Origin of the sequence: Phyllobacterium sp. OV277 (genome assembly GCF_900104355.1) — a bacterium.
GTDB lineage: Bacteria > Pseudomonadota > Alphaproteobacteria > Rhizobiales > Rhizobiaceae > Phyllobacterium.
In genome coordinates this window covers 37,100-59,173 of sequence record NZ_FNIY01000004.1, presented here as the reverse complement: position 1 = coordinate 59,173, position 22,074 = coordinate 37,100, and the positions used below count along the sequence as shown (strand labels likewise).

Sequence of the window (22,074 nt, the reverse complement as noted above, 5' to 3'; positions counted from 1 at the left end):
CTGCTTTCGGTCTTCAAAAATAGTTGCTCGTGCATTTTCTGTCTTGCAATCGGAATTGTCCAGACATAATTAGGGAACTGATTAGTTCCTTATTTATCTCCCCGACCCGAGTTCCCCCAACCCGTGCCGATCTAGTTTCTCAACCTAGGGCATTCACCATGACCAAAAACACGCAACCACTCGAGCTGAAGATTGAAAAGACACTGAGTGCTGACGAGGCAATGCCGGCACCACAGGGAACTGTTACGGAGCCGCCGAAGCCGCGTCCACGGAATGTTCGCCGCCTGCTTATGATTGGCGCTGCCGTGGTTGTTGTCGGGTTGGCTGCTGAGTTCGGCTGGCATTACTGGACAGTCGGCCGGTTTCAGGAATCAACCGATGATGCCTATGTAAAGGCCGATTCCACGATCGTTGCGCCGAAAGTCTCGGGTTATCTGCGTGAGGTGCTCGTCGCAGACAACCAGCCGGTTCATGCCAATGAGCCTTTGGCCAAAATTGATGATCGTGATTATGTCGTTGCGCTCGATCAGGCCAAGGCTGATGTAGCTGCCGCACAGGCCGATATAGAAAATACCATGGCAAGTATTGATCAGCAGCAGGCAGCGATTGCGCAGGCGCAGTCCACCGTGTCTGTTGATCAGGCCAGCCTGAAGTTCGCCCAGCAGGACAATGACCGTTACGGCGCCCTTGCAACGCAAGGCGCTGGCAGTGTGCAGAACGCGCAGCAGGCGGTGTCCAAACTTGATATTGCCAAGGCAACCCTGCAGCGCGACGAGGGAGCTGTTATCTCGGCGCAAAAGCAGATCGGCGTGTTGCAAGCGCAGTTGGCGAAAGCCAATGCCGCACTCGCTCATGACAAGGCAGTACAGGATCAAGCTGAACTTAATCTGAGCTACACCACGATTGTCTCACCTGTTGATGGGGTTGTCGGCAACCGTACGCTACGCGTCGGACAATATGTGCAGTCCGGCACCCAGCTTATGGCAGTGGTTCCAGTCGACAATGTCTATGTCATCGCGAACTTCAAGGAAACGCAGCTGACCGATGTGAAAAAGGGACAGCCTGTCGATATCGCTGTCGATACATATCCGGGTGTCGCGCTGAAGGGCGTTGTTGACAGTATTGCGCCCGCGAGCGGTCAGGAATTTGCCTTGCTGCCGCCCGACAATGCCACTGGCAACTTCACCAAGATCGTTCAGCGTATCCCGGTCAAGGTTGTGCTTGATAATGACAGCAAGCTGACTGGCCTGTTGCGTCCCGGCATGTCGGTCACTCCCACTATCAATCTCAAGAATGCGGATAGCGCGGCCAATTGTGGTGCGACTGCCTGCTACAAGGCCAGCAACTAAAGATCCAAATAGGACGAAGAAAATGTCCGCTGCCGCCACACCCGCTGCCGATCTGGAACAGCCCGCAAGCATGAAGACATGGATTACTGTCTTTGCGGGCCTGATCGGCGCCTTCATGGCCGTGTTGAATATCCAGATTACCAATGCGTCACTGCTTAATATCGAGGGCGGTATTGGTACAGGTGTCGATAATGGCGCCTGGATATCAACAGCCTATCTCATTGGCGAAATCATTGTCATCCCTCTGACGGATTATCTCAGCCGGGTGTTCTCTTTCCGGCGGTTTCTGCTGGTTAACGCACTTCTGTTTCTGGCGTTCTCGGTAGCCTGTGCATTTGCGCGCAATCTTGAAGAGATGATTATCCTGCGGGCAATTCAAGGCTTTACGGGCGGCGTGCTGATTCCCATGGCGTTCACGCTGATCCTGACGAAGCTGCCACGCTCCCAGCATTCAATCGGTATGGCTCTCTTTGCCATAACGGCCACGTTTGCTCCGGCCATCGGTCCGACGATTGGTGGATATCTGACCGAGAATTATGGTTGGCAGTACATTTTCTTTATCAATCTCGTACCCGGCGCCTTCATGGTCACTGCGCTCTACCTTAATCTTGAGCGCCAACCCATGAACCTTGGTTTGCTGAAGGAAGGGGATTGGTTCGGCATATTGGCTATGGCCATCGGTCTGGGTGCGCTTCAGACTGTCCTTGAAGAAGGCAATAAAAACGACTGGCTGGGTTCACCGTTCATCGTTCGCCTCACCATCATCGCCGTTGTCTTTCTGGCTCTGTTTGTCTGGATCGAGCTGACGGTGAAGAACCCGGCTGTAAACTTGCGTCTGTTAAAGCGGCGCAATTTCGGTCTTGGCACTGCCGCCAACATGCTTGTCGGCTTCGGCCTCTATGGCTCAGTATATCTGTTGCCGCAATATCTGGGACAGGTTCAGGGGTACAATTCCGAACAGATCGGCTCTGTCATGGCATGGACCGGTTTGCCGCAGCTTTTGATCATTCCGTTTGTTCCCATGCTGATGGGCAGGTTCGATACGCGGATTATTGTATTTCTCGGATTGTGTGTGTTCGGCGGCAGTTGCTTCATGAACGTTCACATGTCGGCCAACTATTCCGGTGATCAGCTCTGGGTTCCCAATATTGTGCGTGCCATCGGGCAAGCGGTCGTCATGGCTCCGTTGACGGCCATTGCAATGGTGGGTGTAGCGCGCAATGAGTCCGCTGCCGCATCTGGTGTCTTCAATATGCTGAGGAATCTCGGCGGTGCATTTGGCACGGCAATGCTTGCAACGATCGTCACCAAACGGGAGCAGTTTCACTCCAACACCATCGGCACCTCGGTCAATCTGTTCAGCGAGACAGTGCGTGGCAGGCTTGATCAGATGACGGCTTATTTTATGGCGCATGGTGTCAGTGATCCCGTCGCAGCGCGCGAGCAGGCTATTATTGCGCTCGGGCAGACGGTCAAGAAGCAATCGCTGATCATGGGTTACAGCGATACATTCGTTGTTCTCGGGGCCATGCTGATTATTGCTGCATTCTTTGTGCTTCTGACCAAGAAGGGGCAGTCGAGCGGCGCACCTGCTCATTAGAGGTTTGTCATGGATCGTCAGTAGCTTTCATATTGTGCAAGAAACGGGTTGAATCAAAAGCCTGTCGGCATGATGTTCATAACAAGTGAAAGATGGAGGCCATGTTATGGGTCAGACAGTGCACAATTATCTTGTTTTTGAAACCGAGGGCGGCTTTTGCGGAATTGCCTGGAACAGCCAAGGTGTCACGCGTTTTCAACTCCCGACAAAGAGCGCTGAATCAACCGAGCGGCTTTTGTTAAGGCGTTTGCCGGTCGCGGAACCTGCCGCTCCCACGCCGGAAATTTCTGAAGCCGTAGCCGCCGTAAAACGCTATTTCAAAGGCGAGGAGACGGACTTTTCTGACATAAAGCTGGATCTTGATGGACAGGATGAGTTCTTCAAACGCATCTATGATGCCGTCCGGCGTGTTGGCTGGGGCCATACAGTCACTTATGGTGGTTTGGCGAAGGAACTTGGTGCCGGACCGGAAGCCGCGCGGGACGTTGGGCAGGCTATGGCGAAGAATCCGGTCGCGTTGATTATTCCATGTCACCGGGTACTGGCTGCAGGCGGCAAGGTCGGCGGTTTCTCCGCACCGGGTGGCTCGTCATCCAAAATTCGGATGCTTGAACTGGAAGGTGTCCACGTCGGGCCAACGGAGCCGGGACAGCAATCTCTGGGACTTTAGCGAACCTTTCAGAGGGTTGCCAAAGACACGATGAAGTGATGCGGTTCATTGGATAACACCGGCAAAAAGCACCTGAAAAAGCTGAGTTGGCTTCTCAATTATTGCTGCGAGCCCTAGAAACTCCACATAGATTGTATAATCTAAAGTCTACACGCGTGCCGGGCTCTTTGAAGATATTGAGTCCGGCACGCGCGGGTAAAGCCAATGAATGATTGGGATAGAAATCGTGACTGACGGAACTTTGAAAGAATCTGATTCAGGAAAACTGCAGACGGGAAATGCGAAGCAGTCTTTTGAAACGGTCGGAATTGCACCGATGGAGCGCGCCAGCCGGGTCACGCGCTTTTTCATGAGCATCGTATCCTGGGCTGAGGGCCTCAATCTGAAATATGCCAAATTCGGCAATCCTCCGGTTTATGACAATGCCACCTTTCCGTGGTCGAGCGAGATAGAAAAAGCCTGGCCGGAAATCCGCTCGGAACTTGACAAGGTTCTTGTTCGGCAGAGCGAATTGCCCGCATTTCAGGACATTTCCACCGATGTTAAAACCATTTCGACGGACAAGAGCTGGAAGACGTTCTTCCTGATCGGGTTTGGCGTGAAATCTGAACAGAATATTCTTGCCTGCCCGAAGACTTGGGCGGCCGTGCAAAAGATTCCAAATCTGAAAACGGCAATGTTTTCGATCTTCGAACCCGGAAAGCATCTGCCACCGCATCGCGGGCCATATAATGGTGTGCTCCGTCTCCATTTGGGCATGATTGTTCCTGAACAGTCAGACAGGCTGGCAATTCGCGTCAAAGACCAGATTTGTCACTGGCAGGAGGGCAAGGCGCTCATTTTCGATGATGCCTATGAGCACGAAGCCTGGAATCATACGGATAAAACCCGCGTTGTTCTTTTCGTCGATTTCGTAAAGCCCACGAGGTTCCCAGCCAATTTCGTCAATTGGCTGCTCATGAATCTGGCCGTATTCACCCCATTCATTCGGGAAGGGCTCGATAACCACAAGGAATGGGAAAAGCGCTTTTATGCGGAAGCGGAAAAGCTGCGCAATCAACCTGGTCGGTAAGCGAAGAAATGCGCCGGGCTAATTCACCCGGCGTTTTTCAAGTTTGCGGGCGAGGGTGCGGCGGTGCATGCCAAGCCGTCTCGCCGTCTCTGATATGTTGAAGTCCGTCTCTACCAACATCTGATGGATACGTTCCCATTCCAGCGTCTTGATAGACGTCGGGCGTGCGGTCAGATCAATCTGTGTATTACCTGCTGCCTTGCTGAATGCTGCTTCGATATCGTCGGAATTGGATGGCTTGGCCAGATAGTGACACGCACCAAGCTTGATTGCTTCCACGGCCGTTGCAATGCTGGCGAAACCCGTCAGCACGACAATGAGCATTTCCGGGTCATGGGCATGCAGTGCCTCGACGCAGGTGAGGCCCGAAGCGCCGGCAAGTTTCAGATCGACGATTGCATAGTGTGGCGATTGGGTCTTCAGAATCTCCTGAACTTCCTCAAGTCCGCTCGCCAACACGACACTGTATTCGCGCCGCTCAAAGGAGCGTTTCAGAGTCCGGGCAAACGCGGTGTCGTCTTCAACAATAACCAGCAGCCGTTCACTTGTCATGGTCACGCACTCCAATGGCGAGCGATGCAAGCGGCAACTCCAATGTCACAGAAGCGCCACCCTGCGGCAGATTGCGTGCATTCACGGCGCCCCCAAGTTTGCGCACCGCATTGACGACCAGAAAAAGCCCGAGACCACCACCGAGGCGACCCTTGCTTGACTGATAAGGCTTGCCAAACTTTGCCAATATATCGGGCTGAAAGCCGGGACCTGCATCATTGACACGGAGCACCAGCATATCGCCCTCGCGCTCCGCCAGAAAACCGACCCAACCGGGCGATGCATCGAATGCATTGTCGAGCACGTTGAATATGACCTGTTTCAGGGCTGAATCCGAGACGATTGTAAGATTGAGTCCAAAAGCATTCCCATAGGAAAGGGTTGTCGCAGACCGCGCGGCGCGCCATTCAGCGACAAGTTCGTCAAGGAAAGCATTGACGGTGGTGATAGCAGGAGCTTCTCCGCGCGCTTCACCGGCCGCGAGCAAAATGCCGGTCACAATCGCTTTGCAGCGCTGCACCTCTGCCTGCATTTCGTCGATTTCCTGCACAAGATCGGGGTTTTTGGCAAGGGCGGGAACGCGCCGCCAGTCCCCAAGAATGACCGAGAGTGAAGAAAGCGGTGTACCAAGCTCATGTGCAGCACCGGATGCAAGCAGTCCCATACGGACAATATGATCCTCTTCTGCCGCATGCTGTTTCAAGGCAGCAAGGTTCGCATCGCGCTCGCGCAGATTGCGATTGATCCGCGCCACAAACACGACAAGGAGAGCAGCGTCCAGAACGAAGCAGATGAGCATGCCGATAATGTGGAGGCGAAAAAGCTCATCGAAGCCTTGGCCGGGCAGGATAATGGGTTCGTAGAATACCGTAAGGCCAGCAAAGCTTGTGCAGGCTATGGCGACGATCGCTGAAGTCAGTCGCGCGTCCAGCAGCACCGCACTGAGCGTCACCTGCAAGAGATACAGGAAAATAAAGGGATTGGTTGCGCCGCCACTCAAATAGAGCTGCGCGGTGAGAGCAGCCACGTCGAACACAAGAACGATAAACAGAGAGGCCTGTGTGGTAATCTTGTCATTGCGCAGCCAGACAATGCTGGCGAGATTGAGCCCAATAATCCCAGCGAGAACCAGAAACATCGGAAGCAGTGGCAATTCAATATTGAACCATTCGTGCACAACGGCAATCGTCACGATTTGTCCGACGACCGCGATCCAGCGAAGCTGGATCAGAAGGCTCATATTTTTCCAATTGGCGGTGTAATCGGCTGGCGGTGCCACGGGTCCAAGCCCGGTCATCAGACTATTTTCAGCTGCGCTGATCTGTTTCGACTCCACGCGTTCCGCCTCTGGGTTCAGCACTTGGCTCAATATGTCAGGACCGATTCAATCGTATGATTTTGCGAATTTGCCATTCATTCCGTCCAACGTAAATCGTAGCTGCGGCAAGCATAAGGGCCAGTACAAACCATGTTATGGCATAAACCAGATGATTGTTGGCAAAACGAATGACCGTCAATCCTCCGATGGGAGGTTGTTGCGATTTGGCATTGGCATCTGCATCAATAAAATAGGGGGCGATGACACCAAGGGATTTTGCTGTCGCGATTGCGTCAACATCGCGCGAATACCATCGATCGACAGAGGCATCGTTCCGCCTGAGGAAACCTCCTTTGGGTTCAGTCATGCGCATAAGGCCCGTGATCTGCGTGTCCGCGGTTTCCTGCCATGAGCCCTCTGCTGTTCCTTCCGGTACAAAACCCCGGTTAATCAGCACAGTAAAACCATTGTCTGTCTGGAAAGGGCTCATAAGCCAGTATCCGCTGCCGCGCTCTGTAACGGCTTTGACAAGCGTATCACGGTTTTGCAGAAAACGTCCGCTCACACGGATATGACGATAGGTATCCTGATCACCAATCGCGGGCCAAGTATCTGGTCCCGGCGCAGGCGTTGTAGGTGCGCCAACACGTTGCTCGACACGCTCGATCAGATCCAGTTTCCAGACGCGTCGCTCCATCTGCCAGATACCAAGGCCGCACAGCAGAACGACCCCCAACAACGCGACAAGCCCAAACATGCCAAGCCGCCACAGAGATGTCGGTCGTGGGTTTGCAGGGTCGCCGCTGTCGTCAACATTGCCATCCATTGGCTATGCCATCAGGGGATCTGGCTCATATCGTGGCCGGGCATCATGTTGGTGTTCAGATGATACATGACCCATAGGGACCCGGTGAGCGTTATGACCACGAGGACGAGCGTGAAGATCAGTGCCATCATCGTCCAGCCATTTTCCGAACGAACGTTCATGTGCAGGAAAAACACCATATGCACAACGATCTGGATCACGGCCAATGCCATGATTGCGAGTGCCGTCCCCTGTTTGGAGTCCAGGGCTCCGGTCATAATGAGCCAGAAGGGGATTGCTGTCAGGACAACCGAGAGGCCAAAACCGATCAGATAGGATCGAAGCGAGCCGTGTGCGTGCCCGTCATCGTCCGGGTGGCTGTGATCATCAGTGCGCGCTGTTGTCATCGCAACATTCCCATCAGGTAAACGAAAGTGAAAACGCCAATCCAGATGACGTCAAGGAAGTGCCAGAACATGCTGAGGCACATCAAGCGGCGCTTGTTTGCCGCGATAAGCCCATAACGTTTGACCTGTATCATCAGGGTTGTCAGCCAGACCAGACCAACGGTGACGTGCAGCCCGTGCGTTCCAACCAGTGTAAAGAAGGACGACAGGAAGGCGCTTCTCTGCGGCGTGGCGCCTTCATGGATCATATGCGAGAACTCGTAAAGTTCGATGCCAATGAACGCCAGGCCGAAGAGGCCGGTCAAGCCAAGCCAAGCCTGCGTTGCGCCAATCCGTCCCTTGTCCATCGTCAGCATGGCAAAGCCATAGGTGATGGACGAAAAGAGCAGCATCGACGTATTGATCGCCACAAGCGGCAGATCGAAAAGATCTTTTGGCGATGGTCCGGCTGCATAATTGCCGCCAAGCACGCCATAGGTTGCGAACAGCACCGCAAAGATGAGGCAATCGCTCATCAGATAAATCCAGAAGCCGAACATGGTGCTGCCGCCTTCGGGATGATCGTGCTCATCAACCACGTAGAAAGTTGGTGTTGCGCTGTTCTCGTGAACCACGGAAGAACTCATTGTGCGGCTCCTGCGAGGAGAGCTGTCCGCTCACCTTCCGTGCGAATAACTTCATCTGCCGGTATGTGGAAGTCGCGTTTGTAGTTGAAGGTATGGCCGATCGTTACGGCGAGCATAGCCACGAAACCGAAGGCAGCCAACCACCAGATGTACCAGATCATGGCAAAGCCAAAGATGATGCTCAGAACCGCAAGGATAATACCCGTGCCGGTGTTTTTGGGCATGTGGATCGCCTTGAAGCCTTCGAGCGGACGTGTGTAGCCGCGTCTTTTCATGTCGTGCCAAGCGTCGAGATCATGAACCACCGGCGTGAAGGCAAAGTTGTAAGCGGGTGGTGGTGATGATGTTGACCATTCGAGCGTCCGACCATCCCAGGGATCGCCTGTAAAGTCCGCCAGCTTCTCACGGTTGCGGATGCTGACATAAATCTGGATGAGGAAGGACAGGATGCCGATAGCGATCAGGACAGCACCGAAAGCAGCGATGACAAACCAGATCTGCAGCGACGGATCATTGAACACCCGCAGACGTCTTGTTACGCCCATCAGGCCCAATACGTAGAGCGGCATGAAGGCGAAGTAGAAGCCGATGACCCAGAACCAGAACGACATTTTGCCCCAGAACGGATCAAGCTTGAAGCCAAATGCCTTCGGGAACCAGTAGCTGATGCCGGCAAAGAGGCCGAACAGCACGCCGCCAATGATGACATTATGGAAATGCGCCACGAGGAACAGGCTGTTATGCAACACAAAGTCTGCCGGTGGTACGGCGAGTAGTACACCTGTCATGCCGCCGATAACGAAGGTCAACATGAAGGCAATCGTCCACATCATCGGCAATTCAAACCGGATGCGGCCACGATACATGGTGAAGAGCCAGTTGAATATTTTGGCGCCTGTGGGGATCGAAATGATCATCGTCGTGATGCCGAAGAAAGAATTCACGCTTGCACCGGAACCCATGGTGAAGAAGTGGTGCAGCCAGACGAGATAGGCGAGAATGGTGATAACGACGGTCGCATAGACCATCGATGTATAACCGAAGAGGCGCTTGCCGGAGAATGTGGAGGTGACTTCGGAGAAGATGCCGAAAGCGGGCAAAATGAGAATGTAGACTTCCGGATGGCCCCAGATCCAGATGAGGTTCACATACATCATGGGGTTGCCACCAAAATCATTGGTGAAGAAGTTCGTGCCGACGTAGCGGTCAAGGCTGAGCAGAGCGAGAACCGCTGTCAGAACGGGGAAGGCGGCCACGATCAGGACGTTGGTGCAAAGGGCTGTCCAGGTAAAGACCGGCAGCTTCATCATTGTCATGCCGGGCGCCCGCATCTTGACGATGGTCGCAACCAGATTGACGCCCGATAGCAATGTGCCGATACCCGCTATTTGTAGCGCCCAAATATAGTAGTCCACCCCGACATCCGGACTGTAGCCGATATTGGAAAGCGGTGGATAGGCGAGCCAGCCGGTCTTGGCAAACTCCCCGACGAACAGGGACATCATGACCAGTATGGCGCCAGCGGTTGTCATCCAGAAGCTGAAATTGTTCAGGAACGGAAAGGACACGTCACGCGCGCCGATTTGCAGCGGAACGACAAAGTTCATGAGGCCCGTGACGAGCGGCATGGCGACGAAGAAGATCATGATCACGCCGTGGGCGGTGAACACCTGATCGTAGTGATGCGCCGGGAGGTAACCTTCCGATCCGCCGAAAGCGATGGCCTGTTGCAGGCGCATCATGATGGCATCGGAAAAGCCGCGCAGCAGCATGACGATACCCAGGACCATATACATGATGCCAATGCGCTTGTGGTCGATGCTGGTGAACCATTCGCGCCAGAGATAACCCCATAGGCGGTAATAGGTCAGTATTCCCACCAGTGCCAAGCCGCCAAGGGCCACCATTGCGAAAGTGCCGACAAGAATCGGCTCATGATACGGAAACGATTCCAGCGTCAGGCGGCCGAAGACTGCTTTGAGAAGAGCGGGATTATCAAACATATCGGACTCAATCCGTTCAGGAATTCGACGGGCGGCGCGGTGCGCCGAACAATGGGGCTGATACCGGGCGCGGCAGACCCGCGCCAAGGACAGGAGAAATGTCACGCGGTGACAGAAGCGGCTGGCTCACACGCATTCTCGCCTCTTCTTCAGTGGTGCATATCCGCGCGACATAGGTCGCTGGTGGAGCAAATATCGCACCGCGCCGTGTGTATTTATCATATTCAAGTGGATGCAGATTGTTGATGCCCGCAAGGCCAAGACCGCCCTTGGCATCGATGGAACTCATTTCATCCATGCACATCTTACCGAGTTCGACGCAGCGGTTGAGCACGGCGGTAAAGAGCTGTGCATCGACGCTCCCGTAGCGGCGCACGGGGTCATTTTCGCTGGGACGTTCAAGTTCGAGATAAGCATTGCGATCCAGCGAACCGCTTTGCGCCTTCACACCGGCCATCCACTTGTCAAAATCGGCATCGGACAGGCCGAGGAACGCAAACTTCATACCGGAGAATCCAGCGCCGCTATAATTTGCCGAAAAGCCTTCAAATGTACCGGGATGGTTGATCACGGCACTAAGCTTCGTCGCCATGCCAGGCATGGTGTAGATCTGACCGGCAAGGGCGGGAATATAGAATGAATTCATGACCGCCGATGAGGTCAGCCGGAAATTGATGGGTCTGTCTACCGGAGCGGCCAGCTCGTTGACGGTTGCCACGCCATATTCCGGATAGATGAACAACCATTTCCAATCGAGCGCGACAACTTCCACTTGCAGGGGCTTGGTCTGTTTATCGACCAGTTTGCCGGGAGCGATACGATCCAGCGGGCGATAGGGATCGAGCAGGTGTGTACCCATCCACGTCAATGCGCCAAGGCAAATGATAATGAGCAAGGGGGCCGCCCAGATGATCAGCTCAAGCTGCGTCGAGTGGTCCCAATCGGGCTCATACCGGGCTTCCGTATTAGACTGGCGATAGCGCCATGCAAAAAATACCGTCAGCAGCATGACGGGCACAATGATGATCAGCATCAGAATGGTCGAGATAACAATGAGGTCGCGCTGCTGTGCGGCCACGTCACCAGACGGACTCATGACGACAGCATTGCATGCGGTCAGCATGGTAAGAAACGGAAGTATGGTGACGGCAAGAAAACGTTTCAAGGTCGTTCCTGACATGATAGCAGCGGTAATTTACGCCATCCGTAGCGGCACCCCATTCAAAGTGACATTGGACAATTTGCCCAATCCTTCCGTAATGTGTCACAATGATAAAGGAGATGCTAGCATAAGCCGTGAGAGCGGCTTGAAGAAAGCAGCTGCCAATTCAGGATTGAGGAGCGCAACCAGATATGAGCGCGGAAATAGGGGTGCCCTCATCGACGCACGGACGTGACGTGAAAGGCCTGCATGGCAGTCACGACGACGTCAACGTGGGCGAAATCGCCATTGGCGTTATTATTGGCCGTACGTCGGAGTTCTTCGACTTTTTCGTTTATGCCATTGCTTCCGTGCTGGTTTTCCCCAAACTCGTTTTCCCCTATGTCGATCCGCTGACGGGCACGCTCTATTCTTTCGCAATTTTTGCACTGGCCTTTATTGCACGACCGCTCGGTACTGTAATCTTCATGGCCATTGACCGCACCTATGGCCGTGGAGTTAAGCTCACCATCACTCTGTTCCTGCTGGGCAGCTCGACAGTGGCAATTGCTTTTCTTCCCGGCTATGAGCAAGTGGGCTGGGTATCGGCGCTGCTTCTTGCGCTTTTCCGGCTCGGTCAAGGTTTGGCGCTCGGCGGTGAATGGGATGGGCTTGCCTCACTCCTTGCCCTGAATGCACCGGAACGTCGCCGTGGCTGGTATGCCATGATCCCGCAGCTTGGTGCCCCGCTCGGATTGATGGTTGCAGCCAGCCTCTTTGCGTTCTTCGTTGCACATCTGTCCGCACAGGACTTTCTGGAATGGGGTTGGCGTTATCCTTTCTTTGTTGCTTTTGCGATCAATGTGGTGGCGCTCTTTGCCCGTCTGCGCATGGTTGTCACCGAGCAATACGCCGAACTTTTCGAGCGCCGGGAACTACAGCCAACCACTGTCAGCGATACATTGCAGGCAGAAGGACGGCATGTTGTTATCGGTGCATTTGCTCCTTTGGCCAGCTTCGCCCTGTTTCATATGGTCACCGTGTTTCCTCTCTCCTGGGTATTCCTTTTCACGGATCAGGGGCCAGCACGCTTTCTCATGATTGAGACGATTGGTGCGGCAGTGGGTGTTCTGGCAATTCTAGCTTCCGGAAATATCGCCGATCGTGTGGGACGGAGCCGATTGCTTATAGCCACGGCCATTGCCATTGCTGTCTTCAGCGGCTTTGCGCCTCAACTTCTTGATGGTGGTGATGTCGGCGAGATCATCTTCATGGTTTTCGGCTTCCTGCTTCTCGGCTTGTCCTTCGGCCAGTCATCCGGCTCGGTTGCGTCGAATTTTTCAAGAAGATACCGCTATACCGGGTCTGCATTGACAACAGATCTTGCGTGGTTGTTCGGTGCCGGTTTTGCTCCGCTTGTTGCTTTGGCGTTGTCAAGCCGCTTCGGTCTTATTGCGAGTGGTGCTTATCTCCTGTCTGGCGCTGCATGCACGTTGATTGCTCTGGCAATTAATCGGCAGATTGATGGCCGCGACAAATAAAGAGGTCTTCGCGGCGTCTCAGACGACGGATTAGAAAAGCTTCATTGGATAGGTCGTGTAGAATATGAACGCGGAGCGGGCAAACTGCCTGATGTGCCAGAGGCCTTTGCTGGCGGCGTGACCACCTTCGTGGACGATTTTGACTGCCGGGACATAGGCAATACGCGTTATTTTGCCGGTGCGCAGTGAAATATCGAAATCTTCGAAATAGAGCAGATAGCGCGGATCAAAACCACCCAACTGTTTGTATACGTCGCCGCGGAAGAACATGAAACATCCGCTGACAATGGGGGGGTCCCAGAACGGCGTATCTGCAATCTGATCCCGCATTTCGTACCGCTGTAACCGCTTGCGAAACAGCTTTTTGATGCCGTTTGGGGCGAAGCCGCGAAGAAGCAGGTCGAAGATTGCGGGATATCGTTTGCAAAGATACTGCGTGCTTCCGTCTGGATTAAACGCCTTTGGTGTGATCAGGCCACCGGCTGGGTTTTCTGTCATGAATGCCAGCGCCTGTTTCAAGGCATCTGGTTGCATTTCCACGTCTGGGTTCAAAACAAGGTGGAATTTACCCGCTCTGTCCAGAACCATATTATTGGCTGCACCAAAACCAATGTTGCCGTGCCCCGCGATGATCTCAAGTGGCAGGCCAGGCGACAATACTCTCAGCCAATTGTGGTCCGAAACATCAGGGGTGTTGTCGATGACGTAGAGCTTGGCGCGAAGCGGAGTTGTCTCTTCAAGTGCCCTTTGCAGGCTTTTGAGTGTATTGCCGAGCACTACGCGATCTGGTTTGAAAATCACGACGCTGATCGTGATCTCATAATCTGGATTTGCGACGGGGACATTGTGTTCAACCATTGCCGGGCCTCTTTCCCATACGCCCGATAAGGCCGTGAAATACGCCGGTTGTCATCATCCAGGCATGTTCGAGCCGAGGTGCGGTAAAGAGGCTGTAGAAAACGAATTTTCGTGCGAGACGTGCCGCATCGACAACTTTCCAGTTGGTCCGTAGCCATGATTGCCGGTAAAGCCAGACAGCGTTGCGGAAATGATAATAGTGCCTCAAGGGACTATGGACAGGAATATATCGTCCACGGAATTTGACGGGATTGTCACCGAGGTCGTGCTGCATTTGCGCGGCACAAACGCCAAAAGAACGGTAGCCCTTCTGTTGCGCGCGCAAACCCCACTCGATATCCACATAGTCGATGAACAGTTCCTCTTTCATATCACCAACATCGTCAATGGTTGTCATGGGAATGAGACAGCCCGAAGCAATGAGATAATCCACGTCCACAACTGAATTCGCCGAAGCACAGGTTTGACGCTGAAGGCGGAGCCCCTCTATTTTTACAAAAGGAGGAGGATTGTTCTGGCGCGAATCCTCATACCGCGGACCAACGCACCCAAGCTTGATACCTTCGGCGATCTGGGCTTTCGCTGCCGATAATAATATGGCCACCATGTTCGGGGCTGGCACACTGTCCTGATCAAGCAGAAGAATGAAGTTTGAACCCCTTGTTCGGGCCTGATCAATGCCGACATTTTGTGCTTTTGCAATGCCACGATTGGTGCCGAGAGGTATGAGTTTTGCCTTGATGGGCTGATTTGCAAGCCACTGATTCAAATCGGTTTTCGAACCATTGTCCACCACAATGACATCAGCAACTTGGGGACCTATCGCGTTCAGAAGTTTCGCAAGAGCTGCAACATCCGGATTATAGGTCACGATAATCGCGCTGACTTCAGATTGGTACTCAGTTCGCATTCAAAAATCCGTTTTACTTGGCATTGCGTATATAGTTATCGATGATAATTATGTCGTAAAATCATCAACTTGTTGGAGAATAGACATTTAGTCTTGCCATTTTTCCATTTCGTCTCGGTTGACTCGTGGTTCTGTTCTCGCCAAATGTCTGCCACAATGATAGGCGAACCGCATTTCGCCATTTTTAAATGAAATTACCGGCGGCTATTGCAGGCGCATGTCACGACTCGACTTTAGCATTGACATAAGGAAGTGATCGAATGAAGGGAATTATACTAGCTGGCGGAAGCGGTACACGTCTTTACCCATTGACGATCGCAGTGTCGAAGCAAATTCTCCCCATCTATGACAAACCCATGATCTATTACCCATTGAGTGTTCTCATGCTCGCGGGAATCCGTGATATTCTGATCATCTCAACACCACACGATTTGCCGCTTTTTCAGAAACTGCTTGGAGATGGTTCGGATTTCGGCGTCAACTTTTCCTATGCTGAACAACCGCAGCCAAACGGCTTGGCTGAAGCGTTTATCATAGGGCGCGAATTTATCGGCCAAGATAGTGTCGCCATGATTCTGGGCGATAACATCTATTTCGGCGATGGCCTTTCCAAATTGTGTCAGCTTGCTTCATCGATTACGACGGGTGGGACAGTCTTTGCTTATCATGTTGACGATCCGCAACGTTATGGCGTCGTTGAATTCGATAAAGTCACAGGTCAGGCAATATCCATCGAGGAAAAGCCGGCGAAACCCAAATCCAACTGGGCTGTGACGGGGCTCTATTTTTACAGCAATGATGTTGTGGACATTGCAGCGTCCATTGAACCATCGTCCCGTGGCGAGTTGGAAATCACCACCGTCAACAATGTCTATCTTGAGCGCGGGGATTTGCAGGTCCAGCAGCTCGGACGTGGCTATGCTTGGCTTGATACTGGTACGCACGACAGTTTGCATGAGGCTTCATCGTTTGTTCGGACAATCGAACATCGGCAAGGCATCAAGATCGCATGCCCGGAAGAGATCGGTCTGGAATGGGGTTGGTTGAACTCCGATCAGGTGCTCGAACGGGCAGCAAAGATGGGGAAGACGGAATATGCAGCCTATTTGCGGCGGCGTGCTGAGGAGATTGGGAACGAATGATTGAAGTTAGACCTCTCGCCCTTGAAGGCGTACTTGAGATATTGCCGCCCAAGTTTGGTGATGACAGAGGCTTTTTCTCCGAAACCTACAATGCCGATAGTTTTGCCGCGGCGGGGATTAAGCTGCAGTTTGTGCAGGATAATCATTCGTTTTCGGCTGCCAAAGGTGTTTTGCGCGGATTGCATTATCAGTTGCCGCCGCGTGCTCAGGATAAATTGGTGCGCGTCGTCAAGGGCTCTATTCTTGATGTGGTCGTCGATATTCGCCGGGGCTCTCCGACGTTCAGAAGGTGGGTTTCGCTAGAAGTATCAGCGGCAAAGTGGAACCAGATTCTTGTTCCAAAAGGTTTTGCCCATGGCTTTGTAACTTTGGAGGAAAATACCGAGGTTATTTACAAGGTTACGGATTATTATTCGCCCCAACATGACCGTGGTATTCGCTTCGATGACCCCTCTATCGGGATTGAGTGGCCACTGGATGCTTCAACGCTCCAGCTTTCTGACAAGGACCGGAAAGCACCTTTGCTTGACGGCACCGAAGTTTTCCCCTGAGAGAGAGTTCTTTTCATGAAAATCCTAGTTACGGGTGGTGCGGGTTTTATCGGGTCGGCGGTTTGCCGTCAGCTTGCGGCAAATCCCCAAAACCAAGTCTTCAACCTCGACAAGCTTACTTACGCGGGTAATCTCGCATCGCTTCGACAGATCGAGAATTATCCGAATTACAGCTTCGTTGAGGCTGACATTTGTGATGACACCACGATTCTGGATATTCTTCGCAATGAGAAGATCGATGCGATTATGCATTTGGCCGCCGAGAGTCACGTGGATCGCTCGATTGACGGTCCGGCAGCCTTCATTGAAACAAACATTGTCGGAACATTCCGCATGCTTAATGCTGCGCTGACATATTGGCGAGACCTGCCGGAACCGGCAAAATCCAATTTCCGCTTCCATCATATTTCTACGGATGAAGTGTTTGGCGATCTGCCTTTCGACAGCGGCATCTTCACGGAAGAGACGCCCTATGCTCCCTCATCCCCTTACTCAGCGTCAAAAGCGGCCTCGGATCATTTGGTTCGTGCATGGCATGAGACTTATGGTCTGCCGGTAGTCCTATCGAATTGCTCGAACAATTATGGTCCATTCCATTTTCCCGAAAAGCTGATCCCGCTGGTTATTCTCAACGCTTTGGATGAGAAGCCGTTGCCGGTCTATGGGGCCGGTGCAAATGTTCGCGACTGGCTTTTTGTTGAGGATCACGCTCGGGCATTGGAATTGGTTGTAACCAAAGGCAAGCCGGGCGAAAGCTATAATATTGGCGGTCGTGCCGAGCGCACCAATCTCAGCGTTGTCGAAACCATATGCGATATTCTTGACAGCAAACGCCCGCGCAAAGGCGGAGCACGCTACCGGGATCTCATCACCTTCGTTACCGATCGACCCGGCCATGATCGCCGTTATGCCATCGACGCCTCCAAGATCGAACGGGAACTTGGCTGGAAGCCAGCAGAGACGTTTGACACTGGTCTGGAGCGGACGGTGCAATGGTATCTCGACAACAAGTGGTGGTGGGAGCCGATCCGTAGTGGAAGTTATGCAGGGGAGCGGCTCGGTTCGGTATCCCTGAAAAAAGGAACAGCATGAGAGTTGTTGTAACAGGACGGGAAGGGCAGGTTGTCCGCAGTTTGATCGAACGCGCCGTGCTTCATCCGTCGGTGGAACTGTTGACGCTCGGACGCCCAGACTTTGATTTGGCAAAGCCGGATACAATTTTCGATGCGATAAAGACTGCAAAGCCTGATCTCGTTGTTTCAGCTGCTGCCTATACGGCTGTCGATCAGGCGGAGGATGAACCTGAGTTATCATATGCTATTAATGCAGTTGGCGCAGGTGCGGTAGCCGAGGCTGCCGCGCGGGCTGGCGTTCCTGTTATTCATCTTTCAACGGATTATGTCTTCGCTGGAGAAGGTGAAAAGCCCTATACCGAAGCTGACCCCACCGGACCGCACGGCGTCTATGGGCGAACCAAACTGGCGGGTGAAGCATTGGTCGCTGCAGCCAACAGCAAGCACCTGATCCTGCGCACTGCATGGGTCTATAGTCCGTTCGGCAAGAACTTCGTCAAAACCATGCTGCATCTGGCTGGGAGCCGTGACAGTCTGTCAGTAGTATCGGATCAATGGGGTAACCCGACATCGGCGATTGATATTGCGGATGGTATTCTTTGCGTGGCTGAGCGTCTACATGTCGATCCGCAATTTGACGCTTTCGGCATATATCATCTTGCCGGGACAGGCAGCACGAGCTGGAGCAATTTTGCGCGGGCGATTTTTCAGGCCAGTCAAGACGCGCAAGGACCATTTGCTGACGTCAAGGATATTCTGACGTCAGAATATCCTACAAAAGCCCGGCGGCCCTTGAATTCACGTCTTAACACCGAAAAATTCCATGAGGTGTTTGGCTGGAAAGCGCCCGCTTGGGAACAGTCGACCAAGTCAACGGTCAAAAGACTTCTGCAATTGAGCTAATGCCTTAAGCAGAGATCAAGAAGGCGAGCTCAAGACATCTTGAGCTCGCTTCAATCCCCATTGAAGCAGTTCTTCAGCGCGGCTGTCGTTGGATGCCTCTGCGTAACAGCGCAGTTCCGGTGCATTGCCCGACGCGCGATAATGGACCACTTCGCCGCTCGAGAGCACAACACGCACGCCATCAATCGCGTCGCTTGCTCTAATCGTGCCAACCTGCGCGAAGAAAGCATCGCGGCGCGCACTATCAAGCAAACCTTGCAGAAACGGATCGCTAGCCGTTGATGGGATATGTTCCAGACGACCACTGCGGGTAAAGCGGGACGGCAGGCCTTGTAGCAGCGCGGATATCGCAACGTCTTCACTGGCCGCCATCCCGAGAACGCTCAAGATGGGAAGCATTGCGTCGCGCGTTGGCAATGCACTCAATGTTCCCCCTTCGGTGGTCACGGGAGAGCCCAACAGAACTCCGCCATTGGCTTCAAAGCCAACAATTCGCTTCAATCCGTCCGCCCGGGCCTGTTCCATGGCCTCTATCACGTAGGGTGATCCGACGCGCGTCCGATAGACTTTTGCAAAGAGACCGCTGAGTTCAATGGCGGTATTCGAGGTTACCGGTGTAACGACGGCATCTGCGTTGAGAAAATGTGCGGTCAACAGGCCAACACTGTCACCGCGGATGAAAACGCCATTCTCATCAGCGATAAGCGGCCGATCGGCATCGCCATCAGTCGAAACCAGCGCATCAAGCTTGTACTTTTTGCACGCATCTTCGGCGAAGGCGACATCCTCTGGACGAAGAGCTTCGGTATCGACAGGCACGAATATGTCGGAGTGACCGAGTGCGATAGCATCAGCTCCCAAGCTCTGCAGAATAGTGACGATCAAATCGCCAGCAACGGAGCTATGCTGATAAACGCCAATCCTCTTTCCGGCCAGCGCCCTTGGCTTGAGCACGGCAATGCTTCGATTGATATAATTTTGCAAGGCATCCGGCATGATCATTGTCGGTTCATCCGGCGCAATCGAATGTTCCATGGCGAGATCAAGAACCGCCAGAATACCGGCTTCATCAATCTTGTCGATTTCGCCATCCGGTCGATAGAATTTCAAGCCATTTCGATCTGCAGGAATATGGCTGCCTGTGACCATAATTGCTGGCACCTTCAAGGTAAGGGCCCTCAATGCCAGCGCCGGTGTTGGCAAAGGGCCGCAATTTTCCACCTTCATGCCGAAAGCTTGCGCAGCGGAAATACAAGCTGCGGCTATGCGCGGACTGCTTGAACGCAGATCGTAACCGATGAGCAAAGTGCTGTCCGATGTAACACCGGTGACCTTCTGCATGTGTGTGAGGAATGCGAGAGTATAAGCTTTGCAAACCGCGTCGGGTAGTTCCGTTACCAGACCACGCAGGCCACTTGTTCCGAATTTCAAACTGCTCATTGCAATGTTACAACCACTGAAGCTGGTGCCACGAAATACTCTCGTAAGGTGTCAGCCGCGCAAGGTCGAAAGTCAATAACGATCAAACTAAGGACGTTAAATGAGATGGTTTGCTGATGTGAAAAAGTGGCTGGGGAACCTGGATTCGAACCAGGACTAACGGAGTCAGAGTCCGTGGGTCTACCGTTAACCTATTCCCCAACAACCGCTTTGAAATGCGGTGGCTGATTAAGCCGGTGGGGGGTCATATAGTCCAATTCATTCAGGAAGAAAACCCCTGTTCGGACGGTTTTTGCACTGCACCCCATTTTATCTTCCAGCGATCATTTGAATGCGCGCAAATGACCGATCATTGCCGGAATTTGTTACCAGGCTATCGAAAATGCGTTTCAAAGCTATTTGACCGCTGGCAATCCGATCTGCCAAGCCTATAAATGTTCAGAGCAGTGATTTGCACTTCACGCCAAAGAGAAAGTAGACGCGGTGGCGGATCGATCATCACCACTGGCCCCGTTCAGGCACGACATATTCCGCACCATCTGGATCGCGAGTCTTGTATCCAACTTCGGATCGCTGATTCAGGCGGTTGGTGCTGCCTGGATGATGACGTCAATTACCGATTCGGTAAATATGGTGGCTCTCGTTCAGGCTTCCACTGCTCTGCCCATCATGATTTTTTCGCTTGTATCCGGTGCACTTGCCGACAATTTTGATCGACGCAAAGTCATGCTCGTGGCGCAATGGTTCATGCTGATTGTTTCAGCGCTGCTGACGGTATTTGCCTATCTCGGCCTTATTACGCCATGGCTTCTGCTGGCCTTTACATTTCTTCTGGGCTGCGGAACGGCATTGAACAACCCATCCTGGCAAGCCTCCGTCGGTGATATGGTCCCCCGCGAGGACCTTCCCAATGCCGTAGCGCTGAACAGTATGGGGTTCAACATTACGCGCAGCGTCGGTCCGGCCATCGGCGGTCTTATCGTTGCCATAGCCGGTGCAGCTGCAACCTTTGCGGTGAATGCGATCAGCTATTTTGCAGTTATCTACGCATTGATGCGGTGGCAGCCGAAGATTGACCCTAGCCCCTTGCCGCGCGAATCGCTGGGACGAGCCATCTCGGCGGGTCTGCGTTATGTGGCGATGTCCCCCAATATCGGCAAGGTGGTGATTCGTGGTTTTGTGTTCGGTCTTTCAGCAAGCGCCATTCTGGCACTGTTGCCGCTTGTCGCGCGTGATCTCGTTCACGGCGGACCTTTGACGTATGGCGTCATGCTCGGCTCATTCGGTATTGGCGCTATTGGCGGTGCTTTGCTTAGTGCACGCTTGCGCGAATTTCTCTCAAGTGAAGCCATTGTGCGTGTTGCATTTGCAGGATTTGCCGTGAGTGCTGTCATTACAGCGATAAGCACGTCTGTCTGGCCAACCAATATCGCTCTGTTGCTGGCGGGGGCGTGCTGGGTGCTCGCCCTTTCCCTGTTCAATGTAACGGTGCAACTGTCGACGCCGCGCTGGGTAGTGGGACGCGCCCTGTCGCTCTATCAGACGACGACATTTGCAGGTATCGCCGTAGGAAGCTGGGTCTGGGGTGCGGCAGCGGAGCAATATGGAGCGGACAGAGCACTGATCGCGTCCGGTGCCTTGATGCTTGTGGGGGCTGTGATTGGATTTCGCTATGCCTTGCCTGAATTCAAATCGCTCAATCTTGATCCGCTCAACCGGTTCAGCGAGCCGCTTCTGGCACTTGATCTGAAGCCACGCAGCGGTCCGATTGTCATCATGATTGATTATGTGATTGCCGAAGAAGACATTCCCGAATTCCTCTCATTGATGTCAGACCGTCGCCGTGTGCGAATTCGCGATGGAGCAGGGCAGTGGGCGCTGATGCGCGATCTGGAAAAACCGGAAATCTGGACGGAAAGTTATCACACGCCCACTTGGATTGAATATGTTCGCCATAATCAACGGCGAACACAGGCCGATGCCGCGATTGGTGACCGCATTCGTGAGCTACATCGCGGTGGCGAAATCCAAGTTCATCGCATGATCGAGCGGCAAACAATTTTGCCGCACGATATTGCTGCCCACAAGACGCCGCTGGATATGCATTAAAGCC

20 protein-coding genes and 1 tRNA gene are annotated in these 22,074 nt (G+C 53.2%); 10 read left to right on the top strand and 11 right to left on the bottom strand.

The window, feature by feature from the left end; genetic code table 11:
• Positions 1 to 158 precede the first annotated feature (158 nt).
• From BLU05_RS14980 to BLU05_RS14965, 4 genes are all read left to right on the top strand, one after another.
• Positions 159 to 1,349 carry an HlyD family secretion protein gene (locus BLU05_RS14980; RefSeq protein WP_091881342.1) on the top strand — a complete coding sequence of 397 codons (1,191 nt, stop codon included), beginning with the start codon at positions 159 to 161 and terminating at the stop codon, positions 1,347 to 1,349.
• A 70-nt stretch (positions 1,350 to 1,419) separates the two neighbouring features.
• On the top strand, positions 1,420 to 2,949 hold the full coding sequence (locus tag BLU05_RS14975) for a DHA2 family efflux MFS transporter permease subunit (RefSeq protein ID WP_244518397.1): 1,530 nt from the start codon (positions 1,420 to 1,422) through the stop codon (positions 2,947 to 2,949).
• Positions 2,950 to 3,055: 106 nt separating this feature from the next.
• Positions 3,056 to 3,619 (top strand): methylated-DNA--[protein]-cysteine S-methyltransferase, encoded by a 564-nt coding sequence (locus BLU05_RS14970; RefSeq protein WP_091881336.1) that lies wholly within the window; start codon positions 3,056 to 3,058, stop codon positions 3,617 to 3,619.
• A gap of 226 nt (positions 3,620 to 3,845) precedes the next feature.
• The gene (locus BLU05_RS14965) at positions 3,846 to 4,691 is read left to right on the top strand and encodes an ornithine lipid ester-linked acyl 2-hydroxylase OlsC (RefSeq protein ID WP_244518364.1); all 846 of its coding nucleotides are present in this window, start codon (positions 3,846 to 3,848) and stop codon (positions 4,689 to 4,691) included.
• A gap of 18 nt (positions 4,692 to 4,709) precedes the next feature.
• On the opposite strand, the gene BLU05_RS14960 is transcribed toward BLU05_RS14965, so the two are convergent.
• The 7 genes from BLU05_RS14960 to cyoA form a co-directional block, all read right to left on the bottom strand.
• The gene (locus tag BLU05_RS14960) at positions 4,710 to 5,243 is read right to left on the bottom strand and encodes a response regulator transcription factor (protein ID WP_091881330.1); all 534 of its coding nucleotides are present in this window, start codon (positions 5,241 to 5,243) and stop codon (positions 4,710 to 4,712) included.
• A complete protein-coding gene (locus BLU05_RS14955) occupies positions 5,233 to 6,540 on the bottom strand; it encodes an ATP-binding protein (protein WP_244518396.1) in 1,308 nt (435 codons plus the stop codon). Before BLU05_RS14955 ends, BLU05_RS14960 begins: the two co-directional genes overlap by 11 nt.
• Positions 6,541 to 6,616: 76 nt before the next feature.
• The gene (locus tag BLU05_RS14950) at positions 6,617 to 7,387 is read right to left on the bottom strand and encodes an SURF1 family protein (RefSeq protein ID WP_091881328.1); all 771 of its coding nucleotides are present in this window, start codon (positions 7,385 to 7,387) and stop codon (positions 6,617 to 6,619) included.
• A gap of 11 nt (positions 7,388 to 7,398) precedes the next feature.
• Positions 7,399 to 7,773 carry a cytochrome o ubiquinol oxidase subunit IV gene (cyoD, locus tag BLU05_RS14945; protein WP_091881325.1) on the bottom strand — a complete coding sequence of 125 codons (375 nt, stop codon included), beginning with the start codon at positions 7,771 to 7,773 and terminating at the stop codon, positions 7,399 to 7,401.
• Complete coding sequence (gene cyoC, locus BLU05_RS14940) at positions 7,770 to 8,399, bottom strand: cytochrome o ubiquinol oxidase subunit III (protein ID WP_091881322.1); 630 nt, start codon at positions 8,397 to 8,399, stop codon at positions 7,770 to 7,772. Before cyoC ends, cyoD begins: the two co-directional genes overlap by 4 nt.
• On the bottom strand, positions 8,396 to 10,402 hold the full coding sequence (gene cyoB, locus BLU05_RS14935) for a cytochrome o ubiquinol oxidase subunit I (RefSeq protein WP_091881319.1): 2,007 nt from the start codon (positions 10,400 to 10,402) through the stop codon (positions 8,396 to 8,398). The genes cyoC and cyoB overlap by 4 nt, the downstream gene beginning before the upstream one ends.
• Before the next feature lie 16 nt (positions 10,403 to 10,418).
• Complete coding sequence (gene cyoA / locus BLU05_RS14930) at positions 10,419 to 11,582, bottom strand: ubiquinol oxidase subunit II (RefSeq protein ID WP_280139037.1); 1,164 nt, start codon at positions 11,580 to 11,582, stop codon at positions 10,419 to 10,421.
• 173 nt (positions 11,583 to 11,755) lie between these two features.
• Between cyoA and BLU05_RS14925 the strand changes: the two genes are divergently transcribed.
• Positions 11,756 to 13,084, top strand: a complete 1,329-nt coding sequence (locus tag BLU05_RS14925) for an MFS transporter (RefSeq protein ID WP_091881317.1) — start codon at positions 11,756 to 11,758, stop codon at positions 13,082 to 13,084.
• Between the two features lie 30 nt (positions 13,085 to 13,114).
• On the opposite strand, the gene BLU05_RS14920 is transcribed toward BLU05_RS14925, so the two are convergent.
• Positions 13,115 to 13,942 carry a glycosyltransferase gene (locus tag BLU05_RS14920; RefSeq protein ID WP_091881314.1) on the bottom strand — a complete coding sequence of 276 codons (828 nt, stop codon included), beginning with the start codon at positions 13,940 to 13,942 and terminating at the stop codon, positions 13,115 to 13,117.
• Positions 13,935 to 14,852 (bottom strand): glycosyltransferase family 2 protein, encoded by a 918-nt coding sequence (locus BLU05_RS14915; RefSeq protein ID WP_091881311.1) that lies wholly within the window; start codon positions 14,850 to 14,852, stop codon positions 13,935 to 13,937. Before BLU05_RS14915 ends, BLU05_RS14920 begins: the two co-directional genes overlap by 8 nt.
• Positions 14,853 to 15,112: 260 nt before the next feature.
• Here BLU05_RS14915 and rfbA point away from each other — a divergent pair, with 260 nt between their 5' ends.
• From rfbA to rfbD, 4 genes are read left to right on the top strand one after another with little or no spacing between them, the layout of a single operon-like run.
• Positions 15,113 to 15,994 carry a glucose-1-phosphate thymidylyltransferase RfbA gene (rfbA, locus tag BLU05_RS14910; RefSeq protein ID WP_091881308.1) on the top strand — a complete coding sequence of 294 codons (882 nt, stop codon included), beginning with the start codon at positions 15,113 to 15,115 and terminating at the stop codon, positions 15,992 to 15,994.
• Positions 15,991 to 16,545 carry a dTDP-4-dehydrorhamnose 3,5-epimerase gene (gene rfbC / locus BLU05_RS14905; protein WP_175540620.1) on the top strand — a complete coding sequence of 185 codons (555 nt, stop codon included), beginning with the start codon at positions 15,991 to 15,993 and terminating at the stop codon, positions 16,543 to 16,545. Before rfbA ends, rfbC begins: the two co-directional genes overlap by 4 nt.
• Positions 16,546 to 16,560: 15 nt before the next feature.
• Positions 16,561 to 17,637 (top strand): dTDP-glucose 4,6-dehydratase, encoded by a 1,077-nt coding sequence (gene rfbB / locus BLU05_RS14900; protein WP_091881305.1) that lies wholly within the window; start codon positions 16,561 to 16,563, stop codon positions 17,635 to 17,637.
• Positions 17,634 to 18,521, top strand: coding sequence for a dTDP-4-dehydrorhamnose reductase (gene rfbD, locus BLU05_RS14895; RefSeq protein WP_091881302.1), 888 nt, complete (start codon positions 17,634 to 17,636; stop codon positions 18,519 to 18,521). The genes rfbB and rfbD overlap by 4 nt, the downstream gene beginning before the upstream one ends.
• A 15-nt stretch (positions 18,522 to 18,536) precedes the next feature.
• Here rfbD and BLU05_RS14890 read toward each other — a convergent pair whose 3' ends face one another.
• Together BLU05_RS14890 and BLU05_RS14885 are read right to left on the bottom strand one after the other, a co-directional pair.
• Entirely contained in the window at positions 18,537 to 19,967 is a 1,431-nt protein-coding gene (locus BLU05_RS14890) for a phosphomannomutase (RefSeq protein WP_175540641.1), read from the bottom strand.
• A gap of 121 nt (positions 19,968 to 20,088) precedes the next feature.
• Positions 20,089 to 20,162, bottom strand: a tRNA-Gln gene (locus tag BLU05_RS14885).
• 282 nt (positions 20,163 to 20,444) lie between these two features.
• Between BLU05_RS14885 and BLU05_RS14880 the strand changes: the two genes are divergently transcribed.
• Positions 20,445 to 22,070 carry an MFS transporter gene (locus tag BLU05_RS14880; RefSeq protein WP_091881295.1) on the top strand — a complete coding sequence of 542 codons (1,626 nt, stop codon included), beginning with the start codon at positions 20,445 to 20,447 and terminating at the stop codon, positions 22,068 to 22,070.
• Positions 22,071 to 22,074 lie beyond the last annotated feature (4 nt).